Annotated in this window: 18 protein-coding genes, 1 tRNA gene and 1 pseudogene; 11 read left to right on the forward strand and 9 right to left on the reverse strand. The window is 71.4% G+C overall.

What is annotated here, in order from left to right; genetic code table 11:
• Positions 1-31 precede the first annotated feature (31 nt).
• The 3 genes from AN215_RS14915 to AN215_RS14925 form a co-directional block, all read right to left on the reverse strand.
• Positions 32-394, reverse strand: coding sequence for a hypothetical protein (locus AN215_RS14915; RefSeq protein WP_070013441.1), 363 nt, complete (start codon positions 392-394; stop codon positions 32-34).
• Positions 395-611: 217 nt separating this feature from the next.
• Positions 612-3191, reverse strand: coding sequence for an ABC transporter permease (locus AN215_RS14920; protein ID WP_070013440.1), 2580 nt, complete (start codon positions 3189-3191; stop codon positions 612-614).
• A complete protein-coding gene (locus AN215_RS14925; protein ID WP_079123062.1) occupies positions 3188-4150 on the reverse strand; it encodes an ABC transporter ATP-binding protein in 963 nt (320 codons plus the stop codon). Before AN215_RS14925 ends, AN215_RS14920 begins: the two co-directional genes overlap by 4 nt.
• Before the next feature lie 642 nt (positions 4151-4792).
• Between AN215_RS14925 and AN215_RS14930 the strand changes: the two genes are divergently transcribed.
• Together AN215_RS14930 and AN215_RS14935 are read left to right on the forward strand one after the other, a co-directional pair.
• Positions 4793-5242: a DUF485 domain-containing protein gene (locus tag AN215_RS14930; RefSeq protein ID WP_070013439.1), complete on the forward strand. Its 450-nt coding sequence runs from the start codon at positions 4793-4795 to the stop codon at positions 5240-5242.
• Positions 5239-6855, forward strand: a complete 1617-nt coding sequence (locus tag AN215_RS14935) for a sodium/solute symporter (RefSeq protein ID WP_070013438.1) — start codon at positions 5239-5241, stop codon at positions 6853-6855. Before AN215_RS14930 ends, AN215_RS14935 begins: the two co-directional genes overlap by 4 nt.
• Positions 6856-7035: 180 nt before the next feature.
• Here AN215_RS14935 and AN215_RS14940 read toward each other — a convergent pair whose 3' ends face one another.
• The 5 genes from AN215_RS14940 to AN215_RS14960 all read right to left on the reverse strand — a co-directional run bounded on the left by AN215_RS14940 (position 7036) and on the right by AN215_RS14960 (position 13802).
• Complete coding sequence (locus AN215_RS14940) at positions 7036-8049, reverse strand: hypothetical protein (protein ID WP_070013437.1); 1014 nt, start codon at positions 8047-8049, stop codon at positions 7036-7038.
• 336 nt (positions 8050-8385) lie between these two features.
• Complete coding sequence (locus AN215_RS14945) at positions 8386-9042, reverse strand: maleylpyruvate isomerase N-terminal domain-containing protein (protein WP_070013927.1); 657 nt, start codon at positions 9040-9042, stop codon at positions 8386-8388.
• A gap of 176 nt (positions 9043-9218) precedes the next feature.
• Positions 9219-11741: an SUKH-4 family immunity protein gene (locus tag AN215_RS14950; protein ID WP_070031186.1), complete on the reverse strand. Its 2523-nt coding sequence runs from the start codon at positions 11739-11741 to the stop codon at positions 9219-9221.
• A 33-nt stretch (positions 11742-11774) separates the two neighbouring features.
• The gene (locus AN215_RS14955) at positions 11775-12767 is read right to left on the reverse strand and encodes an SMI1/KNR4 family protein (RefSeq protein ID WP_070013435.1); all 993 of its coding nucleotides are present in this window, start codon (positions 12765-12767) and stop codon (positions 11775-11777) included.
• Positions 12768-13010: 243 nt separating this feature from the next.
• Complete coding sequence (locus tag AN215_RS14960; RefSeq protein ID WP_070013434.1) at positions 13011-13802, reverse strand: hypothetical protein; 792 nt, start codon at positions 13800-13802, stop codon at positions 13011-13013.
• A 300-nt stretch (positions 13803-14102) separates the two neighbouring features.
• Between AN215_RS14960 and AN215_RS14965 the strand changes: the two genes are divergently transcribed.
• Both AN215_RS14965 and AN215_RS14970 read left to right on the forward strand, forming a co-directional pair.
• Positions 14103-14759 (forward strand): YwqJ-related putative deaminase, encoded by a 657-nt coding sequence (locus AN215_RS14965; protein ID WP_079123063.1) that lies wholly within the window; start codon positions 14103-14105, stop codon positions 14757-14759.
• A complete protein-coding gene (locus AN215_RS14970) occupies positions 14756-15307 on the forward strand; it encodes an SUKH-3 domain-containing protein (RefSeq protein WP_070013433.1) in 552 nt (183 codons plus the stop codon). Before AN215_RS14965 ends, AN215_RS14970 begins: the two co-directional genes overlap by 4 nt.
• Before the next feature lie 119 nt (positions 15308-15426).
• On the opposite strand, the gene AN215_RS14975 is transcribed toward AN215_RS14970, so the two are convergent.
• Positions 15427-16968: a sensor histidine kinase gene (locus AN215_RS14975; protein WP_070013432.1), complete on the reverse strand. Its 1542-nt coding sequence runs from the start codon at positions 16966-16968 to the stop codon at positions 15427-15429.
• 207 nt (positions 16969-17175) lie between these two features.
• Here AN215_RS14975 and AN215_RS14980 point away from each other — a divergent pair.
• The 7 genes and pseudogenes from AN215_RS14980 to AN215_RS15010 form a co-directional block, all read left to right on the forward strand.
• Positions 17176-17863 (forward strand): annotated as a pseudogene (locus AN215_RS14980) (hypothetical protein); the annotation flags it as partial.
• A gap of 5 nt (positions 17864-17868) precedes the next feature.
• A tRNA-Gln gene (locus AN215_RS14985) sits at positions 17869-17939 on the forward strand.
• Positions 17940-18071: 132 nt separating this feature from the next.
• Positions 18072-19574 carry a bifunctional UDP-N-acetylglucosamine diphosphorylase/glucosamine-1-phosphate N-acetyltransferase GlmU gene (gene glmU, locus AN215_RS14990; protein ID WP_070013430.1) on the forward strand — a complete coding sequence of 501 codons (1503 nt, stop codon included), beginning with the start codon at positions 18072-18074 and terminating at the stop codon, positions 19572-19574.
• Between the two features lie 96 nt (positions 19575-19670).
• A complete protein-coding gene (locus AN215_RS14995; RefSeq protein WP_070013426.1) occupies positions 19671-20648 on the forward strand; it encodes a ribose-phosphate diphosphokinase in 978 nt (325 codons plus the stop codon).
• Positions 20649-21041: 393 nt separating this feature from the next.
• A complete protein-coding gene (locus tag AN215_RS15000) occupies positions 21042-21650 on the forward strand; it encodes a 50S ribosomal protein L25/general stress protein Ctc (protein ID WP_070013425.1) in 609 nt (202 codons plus the stop codon).
• Positions 21651-21781: 131 nt separating this feature from the next.
• The gene (pth, locus tag AN215_RS15005; RefSeq protein WP_070013424.1) at positions 21782-22417 is read left to right on the forward strand and encodes an aminoacyl-tRNA hydrolase; all 636 of its coding nucleotides are present in this window, start codon (positions 21782-21784) and stop codon (positions 22415-22417) included.
• Positions 22418-22565: 148 nt separating this feature from the next.
• A complete protein-coding gene (locus AN215_RS15010) occupies positions 22566-23114 on the forward strand; it encodes a hypothetical protein (RefSeq protein ID WP_070013423.1) in 549 nt (182 codons plus the stop codon).
• Positions 23115-23215 lie beyond the last annotated feature (101 nt).

Below are 23215 nucleotides of genomic sequence, written 5' to 3' on the forward strand. Positions count from 1 at the left end.
GCCGGTGCCGGTGCCCGGCACCCGCAGACGGTCAGCGCGTGTAGGCGCAGATCGCGAAGACGCTGATCCCGACCGAGTCGAACTCGTCCTGGTTGCCGAGCCCGATCCAGCCCCTGTGGTTGTCGGTGGGGAAGCTGCCGACGAGCTCCGCTCCCTCACCGCGGGCCTCGGCGCCGCCGCCGAGGACCTTCTTGCCCTTCGGGCACCAGACGGTGCGGCGCTCGAAGTTGCCCACGTTCTCGTTCGGCAGCGACACGACCTCGTAGCCGTAGATCTTGCCGTGTCCCTTGGGCTTGCCCTCGGGGGCCGAGTCGGCCTGAGCCGTCCAGCCGCCGCCGGCCACCACGGCCAGGGCCAGCGCTGCTGCTACGCCGAGAGCCCGGTTCTTTCGCATCTGTGCCTTACCTTCCTCACTGAGTCCGGCCCGGCGGTCGCCGGGCCGGACTCAGTATCAGGCGGAAATATGGAGAGAAGGCCGTAGACACGGACATAACCGAACAAGCTTGGCGGCATGCCGCGTTCGCCGTAGCCGGTGGCCGGTGCCATGTACCCCGCTCCCCGTGCCCTGCCCCGTGCGGGGACGAGTCCGGGCACCCGCCACGGCCGGCCCGTCACTCCGTCGCGATCGCGTTCAGCACATTCATCCGTCCCGCACGGAACGCCGGCACCAGCGCCGCCACCAGACCCACCAGCGCCGAGCCCGCGAAGACCGCGCCGATCGTCGGCCACGGGATCTGCAGCACGTTCAGCCCCTCCAGCGCAAGCAGCTGCTGCGCCGCCGCGCCCCAGCACATCCCCAGACCCAGCCCGAGCATGGCGCCGAAGAGCGCGATCACGACCGACTCCAGCCGGATCATGCGCCGCAGTTGCCGCCGTGCCAGGCCGATGGCCCGCATCAGACCGATCTCGCGGGTGCGTTCGACGACGGAGAGCGCGAGGGTGTTCACCACTCCGAGGACCGCGACGATGATCGCCAGCGCCAGCAGCCCGTAGACCATGTTGAGCATCCGCCCGACCTGGTCCTGCAGGGTCTCCTTGAAGTCGGCCTGGTCACGCACCTGGTACTGCGGATACGGCTTCAGCTCCTTCTTGAGCGCCGCGTACGCCGCGTCCTCCTTGCCGTCCTTCGCCGACCCGAACATCATCGCGCTGGACGGCACCCGGTCCTCGGGGAGATGACGGCGCGCGGTGGCGATGTCCGTGTACATCGCTCCCCTGTCGACGCTGGTCTCCTCCTTGGTGACCGCGGCCACCGTGAGCTCCGCCGTACGGCCGCCCGCGAAGGCGACCTTCAGCTTGTCGCCCGTCCTGACGCCGTGCTTCTCGGCGTAGGCAGAGCCCACCGACATCGAGTCGCGGTCGTACGCGGCCGCCAGGTCACCGGACTTCACCTCGCGGCGCAGGTCCTTCATGTACGAGGGGTCGGTCGCGGAGAGCTGCTCGGAGCCCGACTTGCCGTCGGGCGTCGTGATCCGGGCGGCGACCATCTTGTAGGACGTCACCGTCTCCAGGGACTTCGCCGCCCTGAGCTTCCTCTCCACGGCGGGAGTGATCGGCTGGCCGTTGCCGGACTGGACGATGAAGTCCGCACCGACCGAGCGGTCCAGCTCCTTGGTCGCCGAGGCGACCATCGACGACCCGACGACCGACAGCGACGCGACCAGCGCGAGCCCGATCATCAGCGCCGCGGCGGTGGCGCCCGTACGGCGGGGGTTGCGCAGCGCGTTCCGTTCGGCGAGACGCCCCACCCGGCCGCCGAACGGCCGCAGCGTCACCACCGACAGCACCCGCACGAGCCCGCCGGCGAGCACCGGCCCGACGACGATGAGGCCGAGCATCGTGAGGACGACGCCCGCCCCCAGGTACAGCGACCCCTGGGCCGCCTTCTCCGCCTGTGTGGCGGCGTAGAGGGCCGCTCCGCCGCCGGCGGTGAGCAGAGCGCCGAGGACGGCACGTACCGCACCTGCCTTGACGTCCGCGGGGGTGCCCGCGTCCCGTAGCGCCGCCATCGGGGAGACCCGGCCTGCACGCCGCGCCGGCAGATACGCCGCGAACAGCGTGACGAGGATGCCCAGCGCGAGCCCGATGGCGGGCGTCGTCCACACCACCGTCAGTTCGGACGTGCTCAGGTTCATGCCCAGCAGGCCCATGAGCTCCATCAGCCCGACAGCCAGCCCGACGCCCGCGCCGACACCCAGCAGGGACCCGATCACGCCCAGCAGCAACGCCTCCGTCAGCACCGACCTGTTGACCTGACCGCGGCTCGATCCGACGGCCCGCATCAGGCCGATCTCGCGGGTGCGCTGGGCGACCAGCATCGAGAACGTGTTGACGATGAGGAAGACACCCACCAGCAGGGCGATGCCCGCGAAGCCGAGCAGGGCGTACTTCATCACGTCGAGGAGGGCGCCCATCTGCTCCCGGCTGGAGTCCGCGGCCTCCTTCTTCGTCTGGTACGTGTACTCGCCGGCGCCCAGCGACGCCGTCACGTTCTTCTTCAGCAGCGCGTGTGTGACGCCCTTTTCGGCGGTGACCGCGATGCCCGTGTACGAGCCGGTGCGGCCGAGCAGCACCCGCTGGGCGGTGGCCGTGTCGAAGTAGACGATCGCCGCTCCGGGGTTGGTGACCTGGAACGTCGCGATCCCGGAGACGCGCGCGGTGAAGTCGCCGGTGGTGGCGATCGTCCGCAGCTCGTCGCCGAGCTTCAGGTCCCGCTTCTTCGCCGTGTCGGCGTCGACCATCACCTCGGACGCACCGCGCGGCGCGTGCCCCGAGGTGATCTTCATCGTGTCGCTGTCGCCCGCCGTCCAGTTGGCGGCGATGGTGGGGGCTCCGGTGGTGGAGCCGATGTTCTTGTCGTCGCCGTCGACGACGGTGACCTGCTCGCTGGAGACCATGCCTTCCGCCGACCGGGCCCCGTCGGCCTCGCGGGCCTCGGAGAGAGCGGAGGCAGGCACCGTGCGGGGCTTGCCGGAACGCCCGCCCGAGCCGTCACCGTCCGTCTTCTTCGGGCTGACGGTCACGTCGGCCGAAGTGGAGGCGAACAGCCGGTCGAAGGTGGTGTTCATGGTGTCGGTGAAGACGAGCGTGCCGCACACGAACGCCACCGACAGCACTACGGCGACGGCACTGAGCGCCATCCGCCCCTTGTGCGCGAAGAAGTTGCGCAGCGATGCCTTGAACACGGTCACGGCCGGCCTCCGTTGGCGCCGAACGCGTCGAATCCGTCGTCGAGGCTGCCGAACGCGGCCAGTCCGTCCGGACCGCGGCCGGCGCCGCCCGAAACGGCCTCCACACCCGTGACGCCCCTGCCGTCCTGTCCGCCGGGTGCCGGGCCCGCCGATCCGGCGGGGGGTGTCACCGTGCCGGGGTCCGTGCTCTCCGCGAGGCGCAGCATCTTGTCCAGTACGGCCTCGGCGGTCGGCCGGTACATCTCGTCGACGATGCGTCCGTCCGCGAGATAGAGCACACGGTCCGCGTACGCGGCCGCCACCGGGTCGTGTGTGACCATCACGATGGTCTGCCGCAGTTCGTCGACGGACCGGCGCAGGAAGCCCAGCATCTCGGCGCCCGCGCGGGAGTCGAGGTTGCCGGTCGGCTCGTCCCCGAAGATGATCTCGGGACGGGCCGCGAGTGCTCGCGCGACGGCCACCCGCTGCTGCTGACCGCCGGAGAGCTGGCTCGGCCGGTGCCGCAGGCGCTCATGGAGGCCGACGGTGGAGATGACCGTCTCCAGCCACTCCTTGTCGGGCTTCCGGCCGGCGATGTCCATGGGGAGCGTGATGTTCTCCAGGGCGTCGAGCGTCGGCAGCAGGTTGTACGCCTGGAAGATGAAGCCGATCCGGTCGCGCCGCAGCCGCGTCAGCTTCTTGTCCTTCAGACCGGTGATCTCCTGCTCGCCGACGAAGATCCGCCCTTCGGTGACCGAATCCAGACCGGCCAGGCAGTGCATCAGCGTCGACTTGCCCGAGCCCGAAGGGCCCATGATCGCGGTGAACTCGCCGCTCGCGATGTCCACATCGACATGGTCGAGCGCGACGACCCGCGTCTCGCCCGACCCGTACGCCTTGACCAGTTGACGGGCGGAGGCCGCGACGGCCGGACGCGCCCCGCTGCCCCCACTCCAGGGATCCGCTACAGCCGTCGTCATGGTGTGTGTTCCTCTCCCCGTTCGGTGTTCCGGTGGTTCCGGTGGTTCCGGCGTTGCCTGTCGTTCCGGCGGTCCGGCGGCTCCGCGCCGTGCGCCTGCGCGGTACGGCCCGGTGCCGCCGCGCCGCGGGCAGTGCGTCCGCAAGTGCGTGAGCTGTGAATTCGTGAGCCGTGGTGCAGTGAAGCCGTGAGCAGTGAGCCGTGAAGCAGTGGGTGAGCTTCGTCTGAAGTCTCCAGCCGCGCGGGTGCGCGCCGCGATGGTGCCCGTACCTCTTCGGATGCGGGGGCTGGCCCCACCCCCCGGCCGGGCCGCCCGGGAGCCGTCCGCGCATCCGGGCCGGCTCCGTGACAGGAGCGTATGCGGCGGCAGCGGCGCCCTCGTCCCTCTCCAGGACGATTCCGCGCGGCCGCCGACCGACGGAACACCCCTAGGGGACGGACCGCACGCACAGGGAGGCCTTGCCGCACCTGGGCCACGCCCGTACGGGACCCGGCGGCGCCGGAACGAGCACGGCTGCCATGACCATCAGTGACGATGTTGGAAATGTGAAAGGTTTCCCCGAGTCCCTTCCAACCACCTGACACTCGCCAGTAACGTGCGCTCAACCTCGGGCGTTCGGCCCCGTACGGAGGGGAGGCGCGCATGGCGTTCAGCAACGGCGAACAACGTGGGTACTTCGACGACTACGGAACGTACCGGCCCGAGCCCGCCTTTCCGCCCCGCCCGCACCACCCGCCACGCCCCTCCCACAGCCCGCCGCCGACGCGCCCGCCCAGCGTCCCCGCACACGCCGACACCGAACTGCGCCGACTGCGCACCGCCTACCGCTGGCTGCGCCGCAGCATGACGCTGATCGTGCTCGGCTACTTCACCGTGTTCCTGTGCATGGCGGCCTACCTCCCCGACCTCATGTCGCAGTCCGTGTTCGGCTCCGTCAACCTCGGGGTCTTCCTCGGGCTGCTGCTGATCCCCATCACCCTGCTGACGATCATCACGTACGAGCTCTCCGCCCGCGCCACCGTCGACCCCGTCTCCCACCGGGTGCGCATAGCCGACGAGGAAGCGCGAGAGAGCGAGGAGGAACGCAGGTGAACCCGAGCTCCGTGGACGCCGGTTCGCAGTCCCTGTCCTTCGCCATCTTCGCCGCCCTGGTCAGCATCACGCTGCTGCTGTGCATCATGACCAGCGCCGAACGCGACGACCTCGACGAGTTCTACACCGGCTTCCGCACCCTCGCTCCGCTGCGCAACGGCCTCGCCATCGCCGGCGACTACATCTCCGCCGCCACCGTCCTGTCCACCATCGGCATCATCGCCCTCACCGGCTTCGACGGGCTCCTCCTCGCCCTCAGCACCGCCCTTTCCCTGCTGCTGCTGATGGTTCTGCTCGCCGAACCGCTGCGCAACGCCGGCCGGTTCACCATGGGTGACGCCCTCACCCACCGCGCCCCCAGCCGCCTGGTCCGTCTCGCGGCGACCGCGGTCACGCTCGCCGCGCTGCTGCCCCTGATGGTCTTCCAGCTCTCCGGCGCCGGCCATCTCGTCACCCTCGTGCTGGGCTTCGAGGGCTCCTCCGTCCGTACGGCCACCATCGTCGCCCTCGGCGGCCTCATGATCGGCTATGCCGCGATCGGCGGGATGAAGGGCACGGCGCTCATCCACATCATCAAGCTCGTGGTGCTCTTCGGCGCCTCGCTGATGCTCGCCCTCCTCGTCATGGACAAGGTCGGCTGGAACCCCTCGCGGCTCGTCACCCTCGCCGACATCGGCAGCGGACAGGGCGCCGCCTACGCACGCTCCGGGCTGCTGATCCAGCCGACGTCCATCGGCAAGGTCGACCTGGTCGCCAGCTCGCTCACCGTCGTCTTCGGCGCCGCATGCCTGCCGCACGTCACGATGCGCATGTTCACCGCGAGGAACGCGCCCGACATCCGCCGCGCGATGTCCTACGCCGTCATGATCATGGCGGTGTTCGTGCTCCTCATCGCCGTCATCGGAGCCGGAGCGACCGCGCTCCTCGGCCGTGAGGTCCTCGCCGCGGGCGACCCCGAGGGCAGCACCGCGATCCTCCAGCTGGCCCGCGCGATCGTCGCCGACTCCGCCGCCCTGTCGACGTTCGTCTTCACCACCGTCTCCACGGCCGTCTTCCTGACGCTGCTCTCGTCCGTCGCCGGAATGATCCTCGCCTGCGGCAACTCCCTCGCCCACGACCTGTACGCACACGTGATGACCCGCACCGGCGAGCCCTCTCCGCGGCGGGAACAGATCGTCGCGCGCCTCGCCGCGTTCGCCGTCGGAGCCCCCGCGATCGCGCTGGCCGTACTCGTCCAGGACAAGGCGCTACGCGCGCTGATAATCCTGTCCTTCAGCATCGCCGCGTCCGCCATCGCGCCGGCGCTCGTCTACAGCCTCTTCTGGCGGCGCTTCACCCGGCTCGGCCTGCTGGGCACGCTCATCGGCGGCACGGCCGCGGCGATCGTGGTCACGGCCTACTCCACGACGATCTCCGGCACGCCCCAGTCGCTCTTCCCCGACAAGGACTTCGACATCTTCCCGCTCACCACCAGCGGCATGATCAGCATCCCCGTCGGCTTCCTGCTCGGCTGGGCTGGCACCTTCCTCAGCAGCCGCCGCAAACAGGACCAGGGACGTACGGAGTACAGGGCGGCGGAACCGCGGCTGCTCGCCGGAGCCAGGCGCCGCTGACGCGCCGGCTGCCCGGTCCCGGCCTCCCGGCGGGGCCGGCGTCCCGGCGTCGCGGCGTCGCGGCGTCCCGGCACATCGCGTCACGGTGCCGGAAAACGACCGAAGTCCCCGGCGGACGCGGGGACTTCAGGCGGACGGACCGGTACGGACGCAACGGTACGGACGGACCGGTACGGATGCTCAGCGGCCGCGGCCCCTGACCTGCCCTGGGACGGTGACGAATTCGGCAGCGCCGGAGGTCTCCCCGTCCGCTCCCTTCGCGCTCCCGGCGCTCTCCGTGCCGTCCGCCCCGTCCGCCCCGGTCCCGGGCACCTGTGCCTGCCGCCCCGACCGCCCCGTCAGCGCCGCCAGGGTGCTGCGCACCCGCGCCATGTGCCGCCTCATCTCGGCCGCGTGCTCGGCGTGTTCGCCCAGCACCCGCTCGGTCTCCCGCTCGACGGCCTCCGCCCGCACCCGTGCCCCGGCGCGCAGCTTCCCGCCCCGCGCCTGCGCCTCCTCCTGCCAGCGCCGCGCGTCCTCCTCGGCCCCGGCACGCTCCTGCCGGGCCGCCTCCAGCAACTCCTCGCCTCGATCGGCCAGTTCACCGACGTACGCCTCGACGGCCCGTCTGCGCTCGGCGAGTTCACGCTCAGCTTCCTCCGACTCGGCCGCCTGCGCCCGCTCCTGCTCGGCCAGCGCCCCCGCGCAGTGCGCCTCCGTCTCCCGGAGCGCCTCGTCCGCCTCGGTACGCGTCTGCCGCGCGGCCTCCCGCGCGGCTGCCTGCACGGCCTCGGCCTCGCTGCGTGCCGCCTCGATCCTGCGGGCAGCGGCGGCGGCCGCCTCCGCCCGCAGCAGCTCCGCTTCCTCCTCCGCGGCGGCACGGACGGCCTCGGCGTGCGCCTCGGCCTCCGCCCGGGTCCGTGCGACGTCGGCGCCGGTCGCCTCCCGTACGTCCGCGGCCTCGTCCTCGGCCAGCGCCAGCAGCCGCCGGGCACGGTCGCCCAGGCATTCGTACGTCTGCGGCGGCAGCGACTCCGCGATCCCCCGCAACCGCTCGGCCTCCGCGGTCAGTTCCGTCTCGAGCGCGGCCAGTTCGGCCATGCGCCCGCGGTCCTCCTCCTGCTGCCCGATCAGCACGGCCATCGCCCGGTCGACCTGCTCGGGCCGGTAGCCGCGGCCCCGTACAACAGCGAACGCATGCGGCGACGCACCCATGTCGAGCCCCTTACCTCAGCAACACACTCAATGGCGGAGGAACATCCTTCTCGATGAGAGCGAAGCGGTCATAGCGCGACACTCCATCCGAGTGCGTCACGAAGGCCGCGTCCTGCCCCCTGGAGCGGGCCGCACGGGTTCGAAGTCGCCGGGGATCGTGCGCGGCACCAGCGGCGATGCACGCGCGACGGTGATCGCGCAGCCCGTCACCTCACGGGCGCCGCGGACCATCCGTGCGAGTGACGTACGGCGGGACCGGCTTCCGCCCCGCAGGGTGAACGGTGTGGACGTCGCACCCGGTCCGCCTGCCCGCCCTCCGGCGCCCCGCCGGCCGTCTCAGCCGAGGAACAGCGGCACTCTCGCCGCCAGTTCGCCGAGTGCGGCCTTCTCCGCGCCGGTCGGCGCCCGGCGGCCGGTGCCGGCCAGAAGTGCGTCCTTGTCGGTGAACGACGCCGGGAACGGGGCACCGGCGATCTCTTCCAGCAGCGCGCGGGACCGGGACAGACCCTCCGCGGGGGGATCCGCCGCGTCCGGGAGGTGAGCGATCAGGTCGAGGTGGTGCAGCGTCCATTCCAGGACGTACGCGCCGAGGTAGTCCCCCACGGTGAGGACCATGTCCTGGGTGCCCACCCGGACGCCGGGGTCGGCCAGCCGCGCGGCACGTCCGGCGGCGGAACCGACGTCGTCCAAGTGGAACTTGAGCAGGCGCGGGTCCTCGTAGGCGGCGGCCAGCCGGACGGTCAGCGCGTCCAGCGGGTCATCGCCCGTCGGCGGCCGGTCCTCGACGCTCCAGTAGGCCGCCGCGTCGGCGGTCGCCTCCCCCGCGACGGGGGTGACGAGGGTGATCAGCACGTCCTGCGCGTCGATGACGAGGTGGCACACGAGGTCGCGTACGAGCCAGCCGGCGCAGCCGGACGGCCGCCCGAAGTCCTCGTCCGTGAGCTCGGCGACCGCGGCGAGCAGCGCCGTCCAGGAGCGTGAGAAGGCATCCACAGCGGCAAGGTAGTGCGGTGCCGGAACGGCGGCCATCGCATTTCGGACGGGCGCGGCGCAGGGCGCGCGGCCGCGCCGCGAGGGCCGTGCGCCGCGTCAGCCGGGGCTCGACCAACCGCTGTCGCGGGCGGATTCGAGGTGGCGGAGCGGAAGCGGAGGGGCGCTGCCGACCCGGCCTAGAACAGCCCGTCCCACATCTGCTCCAGCAGCACGGCCCACCAGTTCTCCGGCGAGGCGAGCGCCGCCGGGTCCAGCGCGGCGAGCTGAGCCTGGAAATCGACCGTCCAGCGACCCGCCTGCTCCTGCGTCAGCCCGTACCGCAGCGGCCACATCCGGCCGAGCAGCGCCAGCGCCCGTACGAACTCGGGCAGCCCGGTGCTGACGAACTGCGGCTGCGCGGGCTGCCCTTCGGGGCCTCCCTCCAGCGGTACGGCAACGATGTTCGCGGTGCCGTACTGCACGCACATCTGCTTGCCGAAGTCGTTGCCCATCACCAGGTACGAGCCCGCGTCGGCACCGGGCTGCACGCCCCGCTCCTGCGCCAGCTCGGCCAGCGTCGGCACCGGACGGCCCGGCTGCGTCTGCCCCCAGAAGAACGGGCCGACGTCCACCGGCAGCCCGGCCCACACCAGCGTCTGCCCGACGATGTCGGGCACGCCCTGCCGCGAGACGGCGTGCTGGTCGAAGCGGAAGACGGCCTGCGGCCCGAACGCCTGAAGCAGCTCATGCCCTATGGCGTCCGGCGGCACCGGAGGCACGGGCGGGATCTGGTGCTGCGGCGGCAGCGGCACCCGGAACGGGGCCGGCCGGGCCGGTCCGTCGGCGACCTGGTGCAACTCGCCCTGGTGCTCCAGGAGATGACGCATGCCCTGCTGACGGGAGGTGTGGTCGCGTCCGTACGGGGCGGTGTGCGTGACCCGTACCTGCGGCCACGTCTCGCGGATCATGCGGGCGCAGTAGCCGCCGGGCAGCTCGCAGGACTCCAACTCGGTGTGCAGCTCCACCACTTGCTGCGGAGGCACGTTCATGTTCCGCAGCTCGTGCAGGATCTGCCACTCCGGGTGCGGGGTGCCGGGGGCGGAGCGCCTGATCAGCTGCTGCTCCGAGCCGTCCGGCGCGCGGTAGCGGAGCACCGCCATGTAGCCGGGGCCGACGGTGGGCACACCGGAGGGCGGCGCCTGCTGCTGCGGATAGCCGTACGCGGGCGGCGCGGGGGCGCCGGGCCCCGCGGGCACGGCGGGCGGCGGACCGGCGGGCGGCCCCTGCTGAGGGAAGCCGTATCCCTGCGGAGGGGCACCGGCCGGAGCCGCACCGGCCGGAGCCCCGGGCGCGGGAGGCGGCGGGGCGGGAGGACCGGGAGGACCGGGAGGACCGGGAGGCGGCGGTGTGCCCGGGCCGCCCGAGGACGGGGGCGGCCCCGGGGACGCCAGCATCGTCGCGGCGTGGTGCACGTCGTCGCCGCCGGTGCCGGGTGCGCCGGGCGCAGCGGGTGGCGGCGGAGGCGTGCCGGGAGCACCCGGGCTGTCGCCGGGGCCGCTGTCGCGGAGCTGTGCCACCTCGTCGGCGGAGACCATCTGCGTCGGCACGTATCCCGGGCCGGACGGTCCGGACGCAGGGGCGGGCGAACCGGGCGCACCGGGCGCCGAACCGGTGCCCGCTTCTCCGGGCCTGGCGCCGGGTGTGCCCGGTGCGCCGGGAGGCGGCGGTACGGACGGTCCGCCGCCCCGCGAGGGCCGTCCCGCTGCGGAGCCGCCCGCGGGCGCCCGGCCCGTATCCGCGTCGGCACCGGCACCGGCACCCACCGCTCCGGGCGGACCGGGCGGACCGGGCGGAGGCGGGGGCGTGCCGATTCCGGCGGCGCCGCCCTGCGACGGGTCCGCCAGCATCGTCGCCGCATGGTGCACGCCACCGCCACTGCCACCGCCGCTGCTGTCGCCGCCGGGGCCCTGGCCGGGCGGCGGTGCCGGTGCGTCGGGCGGCATGGGGGGCGGCGGAGGCAGGCCGGGACCGTGAGCCTGACCGGGCGCCTGGCCCGATGCCTGTCCCTGCTGTCCCGGTGCCGGCTGGTCCGTGCCCTCCACAGCGGGCGACACCGCGGTGGACGGCAGGACGGGGCCCTCGGGCATCAGTTCCGTCTTGGCGTCCGCCGACGCCGGGTCGCCGGACAGGGGCGGCGCGAAGACCGTCGCGGGCGGCGACTGTGCCTCGCCGCCACCCGAACTGCTGGTGTCCGCCGCGTCCCACGGGCTGGACCCCGCCGCCGCTGACGCACTCGCGGAGGCCCCGGCACGGCCGGCACCCGCACCCGTGCTCCGCCGGTCCGGGATGCCCATCTGGTCGGCTGCCTGCTGCAGCCACTCCGGCGGGGTCAGCAGGAACGACGTGGCCTCCAGGTCCAGCCGCTGCGGCGCGGACGCGCCGGCAGGAGCGGCAGGCACCTCGGTCGGGCCGTACTCCTCCTCGTAGCGGCGGATGATCTCGCCGACCGGCAGCCCCGGCCACAGCGTCGTGTCGCCGCTGTCCCGCGCTATCACCAGCCGCGCACGCGTCACTTCGGAGCCGGGCCCGCCGGGAGGCTCCGCCCAGGCCACGAAGCCCAGGTCGAACTCCCGCACCCGCACCTCACTGTGCCGTTCGGCCGGCACGTCGCCGTTGACCCAGCGCTCCGCGCGCTCCTGAGCCTGTGCGAAGGTCACCATCGCGCGCTCACTCCCCAACCCTCAACGCCGGCCTCACACCTGGACCGCACGTGCGAAGCCGCCGTCCACCATCAGGTTCGCCACGGTCTCCAGCTCCGGCGGACTGCCCGCGAGCCGCAGCAGGAACTCGTCGAAGTCCGCGCCGCACGGCCGCATCAGCCTCTCCACGCGGGCCTGTACGTCCAGCCCGTCCTGGTCGCGCGCGTCGTCGAAGGCGCAGAACCACACCGATCCGACGGACTCGCCCTTCACCTTCACCGCGATCAGACCGCCCTGCACGAAGCCCACCCCGAGGAAGTCCTTGGTGAAGTGGTCGCGCAGACACTTGTTGATGTAGACGAGGTCGTTGACCGCGGCGTCCTCACGCACGGTGAAGAACGGCTGGTCGACCAGCAGCCCCAACTCGGCGTCCAGCGCCACCCCGCGCGGCGCGCAGCCGCCCGCGGCCTTCAGGAACGCCCGGTAGGCGCCGGGAAGTCCGTACCCCAGCCGCTCCTCGACCTCCAGCACCTGCGACTCGGTCACCGCGACCGAGTGCGGCACCTCGAAGTGCACGGGCCTGGTGTCCTGCAACGGCCGCGTACCGCCCTTGGCGTGATCGACGTTCGCCGTCGCCAGACCGCCGTGATGCCGCAGCAGCACCTTCACCTCGACGGGGATCAGCTCCATGCGGCGGCAGAACGGCACGTGATGCCACGTCCAGCCGTGCGGAGTGGCCACCGGGGACAGATCCGCCCACAGTTCGTGACCCGAGGCGTGCAGCGCGGCGTTCGCCGACACGTAGTCCGTCAGCCGCAGTTCGTCGCCGCCGAAGCCCTCCGGCGGCTCCGCGATCTCGGCGGCGGCACGCGCGTACGGAGCGAAGACGGGCAGGCCGTGCTCGTCGACCCGTACCCCGCCGGGGTGACGGGCGGCCCGCACGGGATCGGGGAAGCTCACGATCTGTCCGGCATAGGCCCGGTTGGGCGGCGCGGCCGTCGTCGGCGAAGCGTGGGGGCGTGCCCCCTCGATCCGGCCTGTCGTCATGGCGGAAGCCCCCTGCTGAACATCTGGCTGACTCGGGACAGCCTATGCGGTACGTCGGCCACCGGGCACCGCACGGGCGGGTGCGGACGATCACCCCGTACGCGCGGGATGCCGCAGGCGGAGCACCCGTACCGACTGCCGCCCGGGCGAAGGCCGTTCGGCCGGGCCGCCCGGTTCCCGGCCTGGTTCCGGGCCCGGTTCCGCGGTCCGGTTCCCGCGGCCCGTTCGCCCCCTGTTCCCCGCCTAGTTCTCCGCCGCGTCCGTCAGCTTCTCGTGCTGCTTCTCCACCAGGGACCTGGCCACCGCCTGCGGCTCGCCCGACAGAGAAACCGACATGAACGACGCCGTGTTGGCACCCGTACGGACGATGGTGAAGACCGTCGGAGAGTCCTTCCCCTTCGCGTCCTCCATCGTGAACCGCACCGAATCGTCCCCGACGCCCACGGCCTCACCCGGCTTGATCCGAAGCCGCGTCTCCTCCCCCGTGCCGATCTGCCCCGTGAACGAACTGCAGCCGCTCAGCGCCTTCTTCAGCTCCGCGAGCCACTTCTCGGCCTCGCCCGCCGCGTACGAGGACAGCAGCACCTGCTGCACCGCACCCCCCGTGCTGAGGGAACCTTTCATCAGCACACCGCTCGTGTACGCCTTGCGCTCATGCTCCGGCTCGGAATCCACCACATCGGTGATCGGGGCGCACCGCGGATCGTCCGACTCCAGCGTGTTCTGCTCGGGCAGCGCGTCCTCCTTGTTGCGCTGCGCCCGATAGCCCTTCACGTCACCGGACTTGAGCAGCGCCTCGTTCAACTGCTTCTGGTCCAGCGGCCCGACGCCGCCCCCGGAGCCGTTCCCGCCGTCACCGCCGCCGGCGCTCTCGCCGCCGCCGTCACCGGAACCGCCGCCGGTCCCCTGCTCCTTGCCGTCCTCCTTCTTCCCGCCCCCGTCGCCGCCGGCGTCACCACCGCCACTGCACGCGACAGCCGCAACGGCCAGCACCGGCACGACCACCGCCACACCGAGCGCACGCCGGACACGCACACCGAGACGACTACCCCTGCGACCACACGTGCGACTGTGTCGGTCACCATCACTGCGACAACGAACAGAGGTGCGGCCCATCACGGAACTCCTGCCTCGAAAAGAACGATGTACGCCAGATGCTGACCCCAACTGCCCCGGCCCACCACCCCTGGACTCACCCCACTTCGGAAACCATCACATCCCCATGACATGCCCACTGGCATGATCGACTCGCCCCCCACACTGCATACTTGGCCCGGCACACAGCACACACCACGCACAAACGGCAGAAGGGGCCGTGCGGGGAGGAACCACCACATGAACACCGCATCGCTCAATTCCCCGGCGTCCACCGCACCGGCAGACCCGGCCGCCGGCACGGACAGCGGGCACGGACCCCGCGCATCCGCCGCGACGGGCACATCCGCCGCATCCGCCGCCACGGGCACGCCCCGCACGCACGACGACCCCCGCGTCGGCTGGACCAGCGCACCCGACGACACCACACCCCCGCTCCACGAGCGACGCGACGGAATCCTCCCCGCAGTCGCCGCCGCCCTCTCCGTACGCGGCCGGACCCTCACCTCCACCGGAAACAAGGGCGACCAGCCACCCGCACCCCACCCCCTCGTCCAGGACTTCCTCGACACCCTCACCACCGAACACCGCGCCCGCCACACCGGCCGCTGCCCCGAGACCGTCCTGATCTCCCGCTACCTCACCACCACCGAGACCGCACGCGCCGCCAAGCGCGGCAGCCGCCGTACGGGCAGCGGCAAACCCCGGCCCCTCACCCACAGCGAAGCCCGGCGCACCCTCAAGAACGCGAAACTCACCGCCCGCCACATCCGCGAGCACGGCGACCCCCTGCACGGCAGCTACGCCCCGCCCTGCCACGCATGCGGCGCACTCCTCACCCACTTCGGCGTACGCCCCGTCGACCCCGGCACCGCGGGCGAAAAGGCACCCCGGTGAACCGGCCCACCGACCGGCGCACATCCACCACCCGCTTCCCCGTCGCCGTCGACGACGCACTGCGCACCGCCGGCTGGCAGCCCGGACGGTGGGACATGCGCCAGGCCGAGGAGTGGGCCGACACCCTCCGCGGCCACATCTCCCCCGGCGGACACCGCCACGCCGTCCTCCCCGCAGCCGTCGAAGTCTGGGCCGAATTCGGCAACCTGCCGATCGCCCCGACAGGACCCGGCCGCAACATCGCACCCGCCGGCGTGCACATCGACCCCCTGCACGCCCTCCACGCCGCCCGCACCCTCGCCGACCTCGGCCGCGCGCTGCGCACCCGGATCTGCCCCCTCGGCACCGACGGAGCCGACGCGGCCCTGCTCGCCATCGACACCGACGCACGCGTCTACAGCCTCGACCACACCGGCGACTGGTACCTCGGGCGCGACTTCGACACCGCCCTCGCGGCCCTCCTCACCGGCAGCAGGCCCGAACGGCTCACCAGACCGCCCGACGCCACCCCGGGCACGGACCCGGAAGCCACCCCGGCGGGCCCCTGAACCCGGGCCGGCGGCCGGACACGCCCTAGCGCAGGCCCGCCCCGTCCGGACGTACTGAACCTGCCGACCTGCCCGACCTGCCCGAACCACCGGACCCGGACCCACCTGACCCGCCGGACCTAGCGCAGACCCGCCCCGTCCGGACCGGCAGCCGCCGACCGCCCGGCCGGAATCACCGCGGACACCCGGAACCCCCCGGCATCCGTCGGCCCAGACACGAACCCCCCACCGAGCGCCGTCACCCGCTCCTCCATCCCCACCAGGCCGTTGCCGCCGCTCGGCAGCCCCGCACCGCCCGCACCGTCACCGTCGGCCGGACGCTCGTTCTCGACCTGCACCGCGACCTCCGCCTCGCGATGCGCCAACCGCACCCTCGTACTGGCACCCGGCGCATGCTTGTGCACATTCGTCAGCGCCTCCTGCACCACACGGAACGCGGTCTGCTCCACCCCCGCCCCGTAACCACGCGACGTACCGTCCACCGAGAGCTCCACGGACATCCCCGCCTCCCGCGACTGCCCCACCAGCGCATCCAGCTCCGACAGGAACGGCCCCTCACCCGCACCCGACTCCTCCGCCGCCGCCCCGGCCGGACCATGCGGGCCGGCCGGACCGTGCGGACCGTGCGGACCCGCCGCACCGGACACGGCTCCCGCACCGGCAGCACCCGCAGCCGCGCCCGGACCACCCAGGGCACCTGCCTTACGCGACGCCCCCTCCCGGCCCCCGTCACGCCCGTCGTCCCGGGCCGACCCCGCCGCAGCCACCGCGAACTCCGCCAGCCGCACCGACGCACCCCCCGAACCAGAACCTGACCCGGAACCCGAACCCCCCGGACCGACCTCGTGCGAACGCAGCACCCCCAGCATCGTCCGCAGCTCCGTCAGCGCCTGCCGCCCCATGTCACCCACCACAGCGGCGTTCTTCGACGCCTTCTCCGGATCCTTCAACGCCACCGCCTGCAGCGCGGCCGCATGCACCACCATCAGGCTCACCCGGTGCGCCACCACGTCGTGCATCTCCCGCGCGATCCGCGTCCGCTCCTCGCTGCGCGCCCACTCCGCACGCTCCTCGGCGCGGTCCGCCAGCAGCGCCAACTCCCGCTCCAGACCGTCCGCCCGCTCCTCCAGCGACTCCACGAGACGCCGGCGCGCGCCCACGTACAGGCCCATCAGCACCGGCGGCGCCGTCAGCACGATCGCCAGCACCACGGACATCAACGGAATGAACCACGACGGCGGATTGAACCCCGCGTCCTGGCCGATGCTCTGGTGCATCCGTATGAGCGTGATGATCACGGCAGCGGCCGCCTGCATGCCCGTCAGCAGCACCGTGATCCGGCGCGGCACATCGGCGGCGACCGCGAGGCTGTAGAGCCCGACGAAACCGAGCAGGAACCCCATCTCCGCCGGCGACAGCGCGATGGACACCAGCACGACCGCGATCGGCCACCGCCGGCGCAGCACCAGCATCGACCCCGCCACCACCCCGAGAACCACACCGGCCGCCGCCGGCAACCCGGCGTCACCTGCGAAGTTCACGCCCTGTACGGCGCACTCCGCGGCGGACGCCACGGCGAGGCCGATGTCCAGCACGGCGCTCCGCCGGCGCTTCCACCACCAAGGCCCGCCGACGGTCTCCCTGTCCCCCGTCTCGGTCATACCGACCAGCGTACGACCGGGCGCCAAGCTCTTTTCCGGCTCGTACAGGACCCGAACACTCCGTCGCCGGAACCCAACATTCCGCTCAACAGCAAGCGCAGGCGGGATGCACAACGAAAACGCTCGTTCCCCACTCGAACTGGCGAATAGCACCTGTTTTCACCGCACACCGCCACGGACATCGCGCAAGCTTCCGGCATGGTGCAAGCGAAACCCGAACTGAAGGCCCGCGCCCGGGATCTGCGGCGGGCGGGCAGGACGTACGACGAAATCGTGGCGGAACTGGGGGTGGCGAAGAGCTCGGTGTCCCTGTGGGTGCGGGACCTGCCCAAGCCCCGCCCATCGCCGGAGCGGATGCATGCGATGCGCGAGGCACGCTGGGCGCCGCACCGGGCGGCCCGCGACAGGGCGCGAAAGGAGGCGAGGGAGGCCGCGAAGCAGGAGGTCGGCACGCTGACCGACCGGGAACTGTTCCTCATCGGCGTGGGGCTCTACTGGGCAGAGGGAACCAAGAGAAAGGCGCACGACCCCCGGGAGAAGGTCACGTTCATCAACAGCGATCGGGACATGATCAAGGTCTATCTCGCCTGGCTCTCCTTGACGGGCGTGACCGCCGAACGCCTCCGTTTCTCGGTGATGATCCACGAGTCCGCCGACGTCGGAGCAGCCGAGCGCTACTGGGCGGATCTGGTCAGCAGGGACGTCACACAGTTCGGCAAGACGACCCTTAAGCGGCACAACCCGAAGACCGTCCGATAGAACGTGGGTGCCGAGTACCGAGGGTGCCTCGTCATCCGGGTTCTGAAAGGTGCTGATCTGTACCGTCGCATCGAGGGCTGTTGGTCAGGCATAGTATGTGGAGCCCGAAACACCGGAGAGGGCGAATCGGGCATAAGTCAATCCCGGGTCGACTAAGGGCAAGTCCTTGGTTTTTGGTACCAAAGATGGGGGTTCGAATCCTCCCCCGGGAGCTCAAGGTTCGAATCCGGCCCCCGGCCTCCCCCGAGGTCAGGGGCCGCTCTCGTGTCCGGATCCGGGCCACTCCGTAACCCACCGGTATCCTGCGGGTGTTCCCCCTGACCCCGTAGCCGAAGGGCACCCCCGTGAGCGCCAACCGCCCGGCAGCCGTCGTCGTACTCGCAGCGGGTGAGGGCACCCGCATGAAGTCGGCGACGCCCAAGGTTCTGCACGAGATCTGCGGCCGTTCCCTTCTCGGCCATGTCGTCGCGGCGTCCCGCAGCCTCTCCCCCGAGCATCTCGTCGTCGTGGTCGGTCACGCGCGCGAGCAGGTGACCGCGCACCTCGCCGACGTGGACGCCGACGTGCGCACGGCGGTGCAGCACGAGCAGAACGGCACCGGCCACGCGGTCCGCATGGGCCTGGAGGAGCTGTCGGGCAGCGGCGTGGCGCTCGACGGCACGGTGATCGTCGTCTGCGGGGACACGCCCCTGCTGACCGGGGAGACGCTTCAGGCGTTGGCCGGCGCCCATTCCGCGGACGGCAACGCCGTCACGGTGCTGTCGGCACACGTGCCGGACTCGACGGGTTACGGCCGCATCGTGCGCGATCCGGCCGGCGGCGCGGTGACGGAGATCGTCGAGCACAAGGACGCGACGCCCGCGCAACTGGCCCTCACGGAGATCAATTCCGGGGTGTTCGCCTTCGACGCGCAGCTGCTCACGGACGCGCTCGGCAAGGTGCGTACGGACAACAGCCAGGGCGAGGAGTATCTGACGGACGTTCTCGGCATCCTGCGCAGTGCCGGGCACCGTGTGGGTGCGTCGGTGGCGGGCGATCACCGGGAGATCCTCGGGATCAACAACCGTGTGCAGCTTGCGGAGGCGCGGGGTCTGCTGAACGGCCGGCTGCTGGAGCGGGCGATGCTCGCGGGTGTGACGGTGGTCGATCCGGCGTCGACGTCGCTGGACGTGACGGTGTCGTACGAGCAGGACGTGACGGTGCTGCCCGGCACGCAGTTGACGGGTTCGACGCATTTGTCGTCGGGCTGCGAGGTGGGCCCGAATTCGCAGTTGGCGGATACGGCCGTGGGTGCGGGTGCGTCGGTGAGCAACACGGTGGCGTCGGGTGCGGAGATCGGCGACGGGGCGAAGGTCGGCCCGTTCACGTATTTGCGGCCCGGTACGAAGCTGGGTGTGAAGGCGAAGGCCGGCGGTTTCGTGGAGCTGAAGAACGCGAAGATCGGCGAGGGCTCGAAGGTTCCGCATCTTTCGTATGTGGGTGACGCCTCGGTGGGCGATCACACCAACATCGGTGCGGCGACGGTGTTCGTGAATTACGACGGTGAGAACAAGCACCGTACGTCGATCGGTTCGCACTGCAAGACGGGCGCGGACAACATGTTTGTGGCGCCGGTCACTGTCGGGGACGGTGCCTATACGGCGGCGGGTTCGGTGATCACGAAGGATGTGCCGCCGGGTTCGCTCGCTGTGGCGCGTGGCCAACAGCGCAATATCGAGGGCTGGGTGGCGCGCAAGAGGCCGGGGAGCGCTGCGGCTCAGGCGGCGGAGAGCGCGGCGGAAGGTGCTTCGAAGGGTGCCGCGCCTGCGCCGGACCGGGAGGGCGCCGACGGCCCTCGGGGTGGCTGACGAGCGGCGACGGCTCCAGCCGGGTACGCGGGGCCGTGGGGCGGGGCGTACGGTTAAGTGACACGCACGCCCCGCGGAACTCAAGGAGACGGTGCAGTGACCGGGATCAAGACGACCGGCGAGAAGAAACTGATGCTCTTCTCCGGCCGCGCCCACCCCGAGCTGGCGGAGGAGGTTGCGGATCAGCTGGGTATCGGTGTGGTCCCGACCAAGACTTTCGACTTCGCGAACGGCGAGATCTATGTCCGCTTCCAGGAGTCCGCGCGTGGCGCCGACTGCTTTCTGATGCAGAGCCACACGGCTCCGATCAACAAGTCGATCATGGAGCAGCTGATCATGATCGATGCTTTGAAGCGTGCTTCTGCCCGCAGCATCACGGTGATCGTCCCGTTCTACGGTTATGCGCGTCAGGACAAGAAGCACCGGGGCCGGGAGCCCATTTCGGCGCGGCTGATGGCGGATCTGCTGCAGACGGCGGGTGCGGACCGGATTCTCACAGTGGATCTGCACACGGATCAGATTCAGGGTTTCTTCGACGGTCCTGTGGATCATCTTTTCGCGTTGCCTGTTCTCGCGGACTATGTGGGCGAGCAGGTGGACCGGGACAAGCTGACGGTGGTCTCGCCGGACGCGGGCCGGGTGCGGGTTGCGGACCGGTGGGCGGACCGGCTGGGTGCTCCGCTGGCGATCGTGCACAAGCGCCGTGATCCGGAGGTCGCGAATCAGGTGACGGTGCACGAGGTGGTCGGTGACGTCGAGGGCCGGGTGTGTGTCCTGGTGGACGACATGATCGACACGGGCGGCACGATCTGTGCGGCGGCGGACGCGCTGTTCGCGAACGGCGCGGAGGATGTCATGGTCACCGCGACGCACGGTGTGCTGTCGGGTCCCGCGGCGGACAGGCTGAAGAATTCGAAGGTGAGTGAGTTCGTCTTCACGAACACGCTGCCGACGCCGGGTGAGCAGGATCTGGACAAGATCACGGTGTTGTCGATGGCGCCGACGATCGCTCGCGCGGTGCGTGAGGTGTTCGAGGACGGTTCGGTGACGAGCCTCTTCGACGAGCAGGCCTGAGGAGACGGGCAGGTCGAGGAGGGGGCGGCCCGGGCGGGCCCGGCGCCCGGGCCGGTCGCCGCCCCTGCCGCTCCCGTCCGGCCGCTCCGTCCGACGGCCCCGTCCGGTCGTCCCGCTCCGCCTCGCCGGGGCAGGCCCGCCGCTCAGGTCCCGCTCCGTGATCGATTTCCGCGCGGCCTGCGTCGCCGCGTAGACTCCCGTTGTCGCTCGGCGAGGGAGGCCGTGTTCGTGCGCTGGTCGTACGGTCCCGGCTCATCCGTTATCGACGCGCGCTCTTCGCCAGGGTTCGCACGGCGTTCGTCCGTGGCCGGCTCTGCGGCGTGGCCGGTCTGTCGTGGACGGACCGAGTGACACCCCAGATGCGGGATCCGTTTCGAGTGCGAGGAGCGCAGCATGGCTGACGTCAATCTTTCCGCGAGCATCCGTTCCGAGTTCGGCAAGGGCGCTGCTCGTCGTCTGCGCCGCGAGGAGAAGATTCCCGCGGTGATCTACGGTCACGGTGAGGACCCGGTCCACGTGACGCTGCCCAGCTACGACATGATGATGGCGCTGAAGACGCCGAACGTCCTGATCCACCTGGACGTCGAGGGCAAGAAGCAGCTCGTCATTCCGAAGGCCGTTCAGCGTGAGGCGATCCGCGGCTTCCTGGTCCACGCGGACCTGCTGATCGTGCGCCGTGGCGAGAAGGTCAGCGTGGACATCCCGATCCACGTCGAGGGCGATCTGGCTCCCGGGCAGAACCTGCTGGAGCACGTGCTGGTGGCGCTGCCGGTCGAGGCCGAGGCCACGCACATCCCGGAGTCCGTCACGGTGTCCGTCGAGGGTCTGGACGCGGGTGACTCGGTCACGGCCGGCGAGATCAAGCTGCCCAAGGGTACGTCGCTGACGGTCGAGGAGAGCGACGTCGTGATCCAGGTGCTCGCGGCCCAGGCGGAGGAGCCGGAGCCCGAGGAGGAGACCGAGGGCGAGGAGGAGGCCCCGAGCGAGGTCGCCCCTGAGTGACCCGGTCCTCCGGATACGGGTCTGTTCTCCGACTGCCGCCGCGTTCCCTGGCTGCACGGCCGGGTGGAGCGCGGCGGCAGTCGTTCCGTTCCTGCTGAACGCTGCACGCCGAACTCTGAAGGACCGCACACATGACGACTGTCGCCGGTACGGGTGGTACGAGCGGTACGGGTGGTACGGGCGCGGCGGGCCCCTGGCTGGTCGTCGGGCTGGGCAACCCTGGGCCGGCCTACGAGGGCAACCGGCACAACATCGGTTTCGCCGTCACCGATCTGCTGGCTTCCCGCATCGGGGGGAAGTTCAAGGCGCACAAGTCGCGTTCGCGTGTGCTGGAGGGCCGTTTCGGGGCGCCGGGTTCGGCGTCGGGCTGCCGGGTGGTCCTGGCGCAGCCGATGTCGTACATGAATCTCTCGGGTGGTCCGGTGACGGCGCTGCGCGACTTCTACAAGGTGCCGGTGGAGCGGATCGTCGTCGTGCACGACGAGCTGGACATCGACTTCGGGCAGCTGCGTCTGAAGAAGGGCGGCGGCGACAACGGCCACAACGGGCTGAAGTCGCTGACGAAGTCGCTGGGGCCCGGGTATTTCCGGGTGCGGTTCGGTGTGGGCAGGCCTCCTGGCCGTATGCCGGTGGCGGACTATGTGCTGAAGGACTTCTCCGCCGCGGAGCGCAAGGAGCTCGACTACTTCACGGACCGTGCGGCGGATGCGGTGGAGTCGCTGCTGCTGGACGGTCTGGAGCGGGCGCAGAGCACGTACAACTCCTGAGGTCCGTGAGGGAGTTGCCCCGGGGACCGGCCGGAACGGCCGCGTACGGCACGGGGCTGGGCGGGAGGAGACGGGCGCATCCGCCTTTTACGGTCCAAGCGGGATGCGGAGGTTGACCCTCCGGGGGGTTTGCCCAAGGATCTCGGCCATGTCCTCCTCGCCGTCCTCCTCCACGGGCACCGCCTCCACGGGCACCGTCAGAACGAAGCGCAGCCGTACCCGCCGGGCCGGGGAGAGCATGTTCGGAATGCTGCTGCTGACGCGCAACATCGTGCTGAGCCTGGTCGCGCTGCTGCTGGTCGTGGCCGGGGGCTGGACGTCGTGGCAGACGGCGGGGCCCGCGCTGACGGGCGACGAGCGGGGCACGGTGCGGATCGCGGAGTGCGGCGAAGAGGTGTGTACCGGAACGTATCTCCCGGCTTCCGGCGGCAGTTCGCAGCCGAAGAAGGTGAAGGTCGCCGAGTCCGCGTCGGGCAAGGTCGGTGAGCGGCTCCAGGTGGCGTTGCGTCCGGGCACGGAGGAGGCGGTGCGTACGGGGCCGTCGGGTGCGCTTCACGGTGCGCTGCCGCTCGGTGGTTCGCTGGTGCTTGCGGCGCTCGTCTTCGTCGGCGGGATGCGGATGAAGCGGACGGCGCTGGTGCTCGGGCTGCTGGGTGTGGCGCTGATGGGTGCTTCGTGGGCCCTGCTGACGTTCTGAGGCGGTGAGCCGTACGCCGCGGGCCGTGAGCAGTGGACCATGAGCCGAGGCGTAGGACGCGAGACGTGCGGCGCGGCCGTGGCGGGGCTTCCCGCCACGGC

It is taken from the genome of Streptomyces abyssalis, assembly GCF_001751365.1.
Lineage (GTDB): Bacteria > Actinomycetota > Actinomycetes > Streptomycetales > Streptomycetaceae > Streptomyces > Streptomyces abyssalis.

Bases quoted from the DNA above. Each gene is read 5' to 3' on its own strand.
- AN215_RS14930 (WP_070013439.1), top strand. From the start codon at position 4,793: ATGGCGTTCAGCAACGGCGAACAACGTGGGTACTTCGACGACTACGGA.
- AN215_RS15000 (WP_070013425.1), top strand. From the start codon at position 21,042: ATGGCTGACGTCAATCTTTCCGCGAGCATCCGTTCCGAGTTCGGCAAG.
- AN215_RS14915 (WP_070013441.1), bottom strand. From the start codon at position 394: ATGCGAAAGAACCGGGCTCTCGGCGTAGCAGCAGCGCTGGCCCTGGCC.
- AN215_RS14975 (WP_070013432.1), bottom strand. From the start codon at position 16,968: ATGACCGAGACGGGGGACAGGGAGACCGTCGGCGGGCCTTGGTGGTGG.
- AN215_RS14940 (WP_070013437.1), bottom strand. From the start codon at position 8,049: ATGGGTGCGTCGCCGCATGCGTTCGCTGTTGTACGGGGCCGCGGCTAC.
- pth (WP_070013424.1), top strand. From the start codon at position 21,782: ATGACGACTGTCGCCGGTACGGGTGGTACGAGCGGTACGGGTGGTACG.
- AN215_RS14965 (WP_079123063.1), top strand. From the start codon at position 14,103: ATGAACACCGCATCGCTCAATTCCCCGGCGTCCACCGCACCGGCAGAC.
- AN215_RS15010 (WP_070013423.1), top strand. From the start codon at position 22,566: ATGTCCTCCTCGCCGTCCTCCTCCACGGGCACCGCCTCCACGGGCACC.
- AN215_RS14955 (WP_070013435.1), bottom strand. From the start codon at position 12,767: ATGACGACAGGCCGGATCGAGGGGGCACGCCCCCACGCTTCGCCGACG.
- AN215_RS14950 (WP_070031186.1), bottom strand. From the start codon at position 11,741: ATGGTGACCTTCGCACAGGCTCAGGAGCGCGCGGAGCGCTGGGTCAAC.
- AN215_RS14925 (WP_079123062.1), bottom strand. From the start codon at position 4,150: ATGACGACGGCTGTAGCGGATCCCTGGAGTGGGGGCAGCGGGGCGCGT.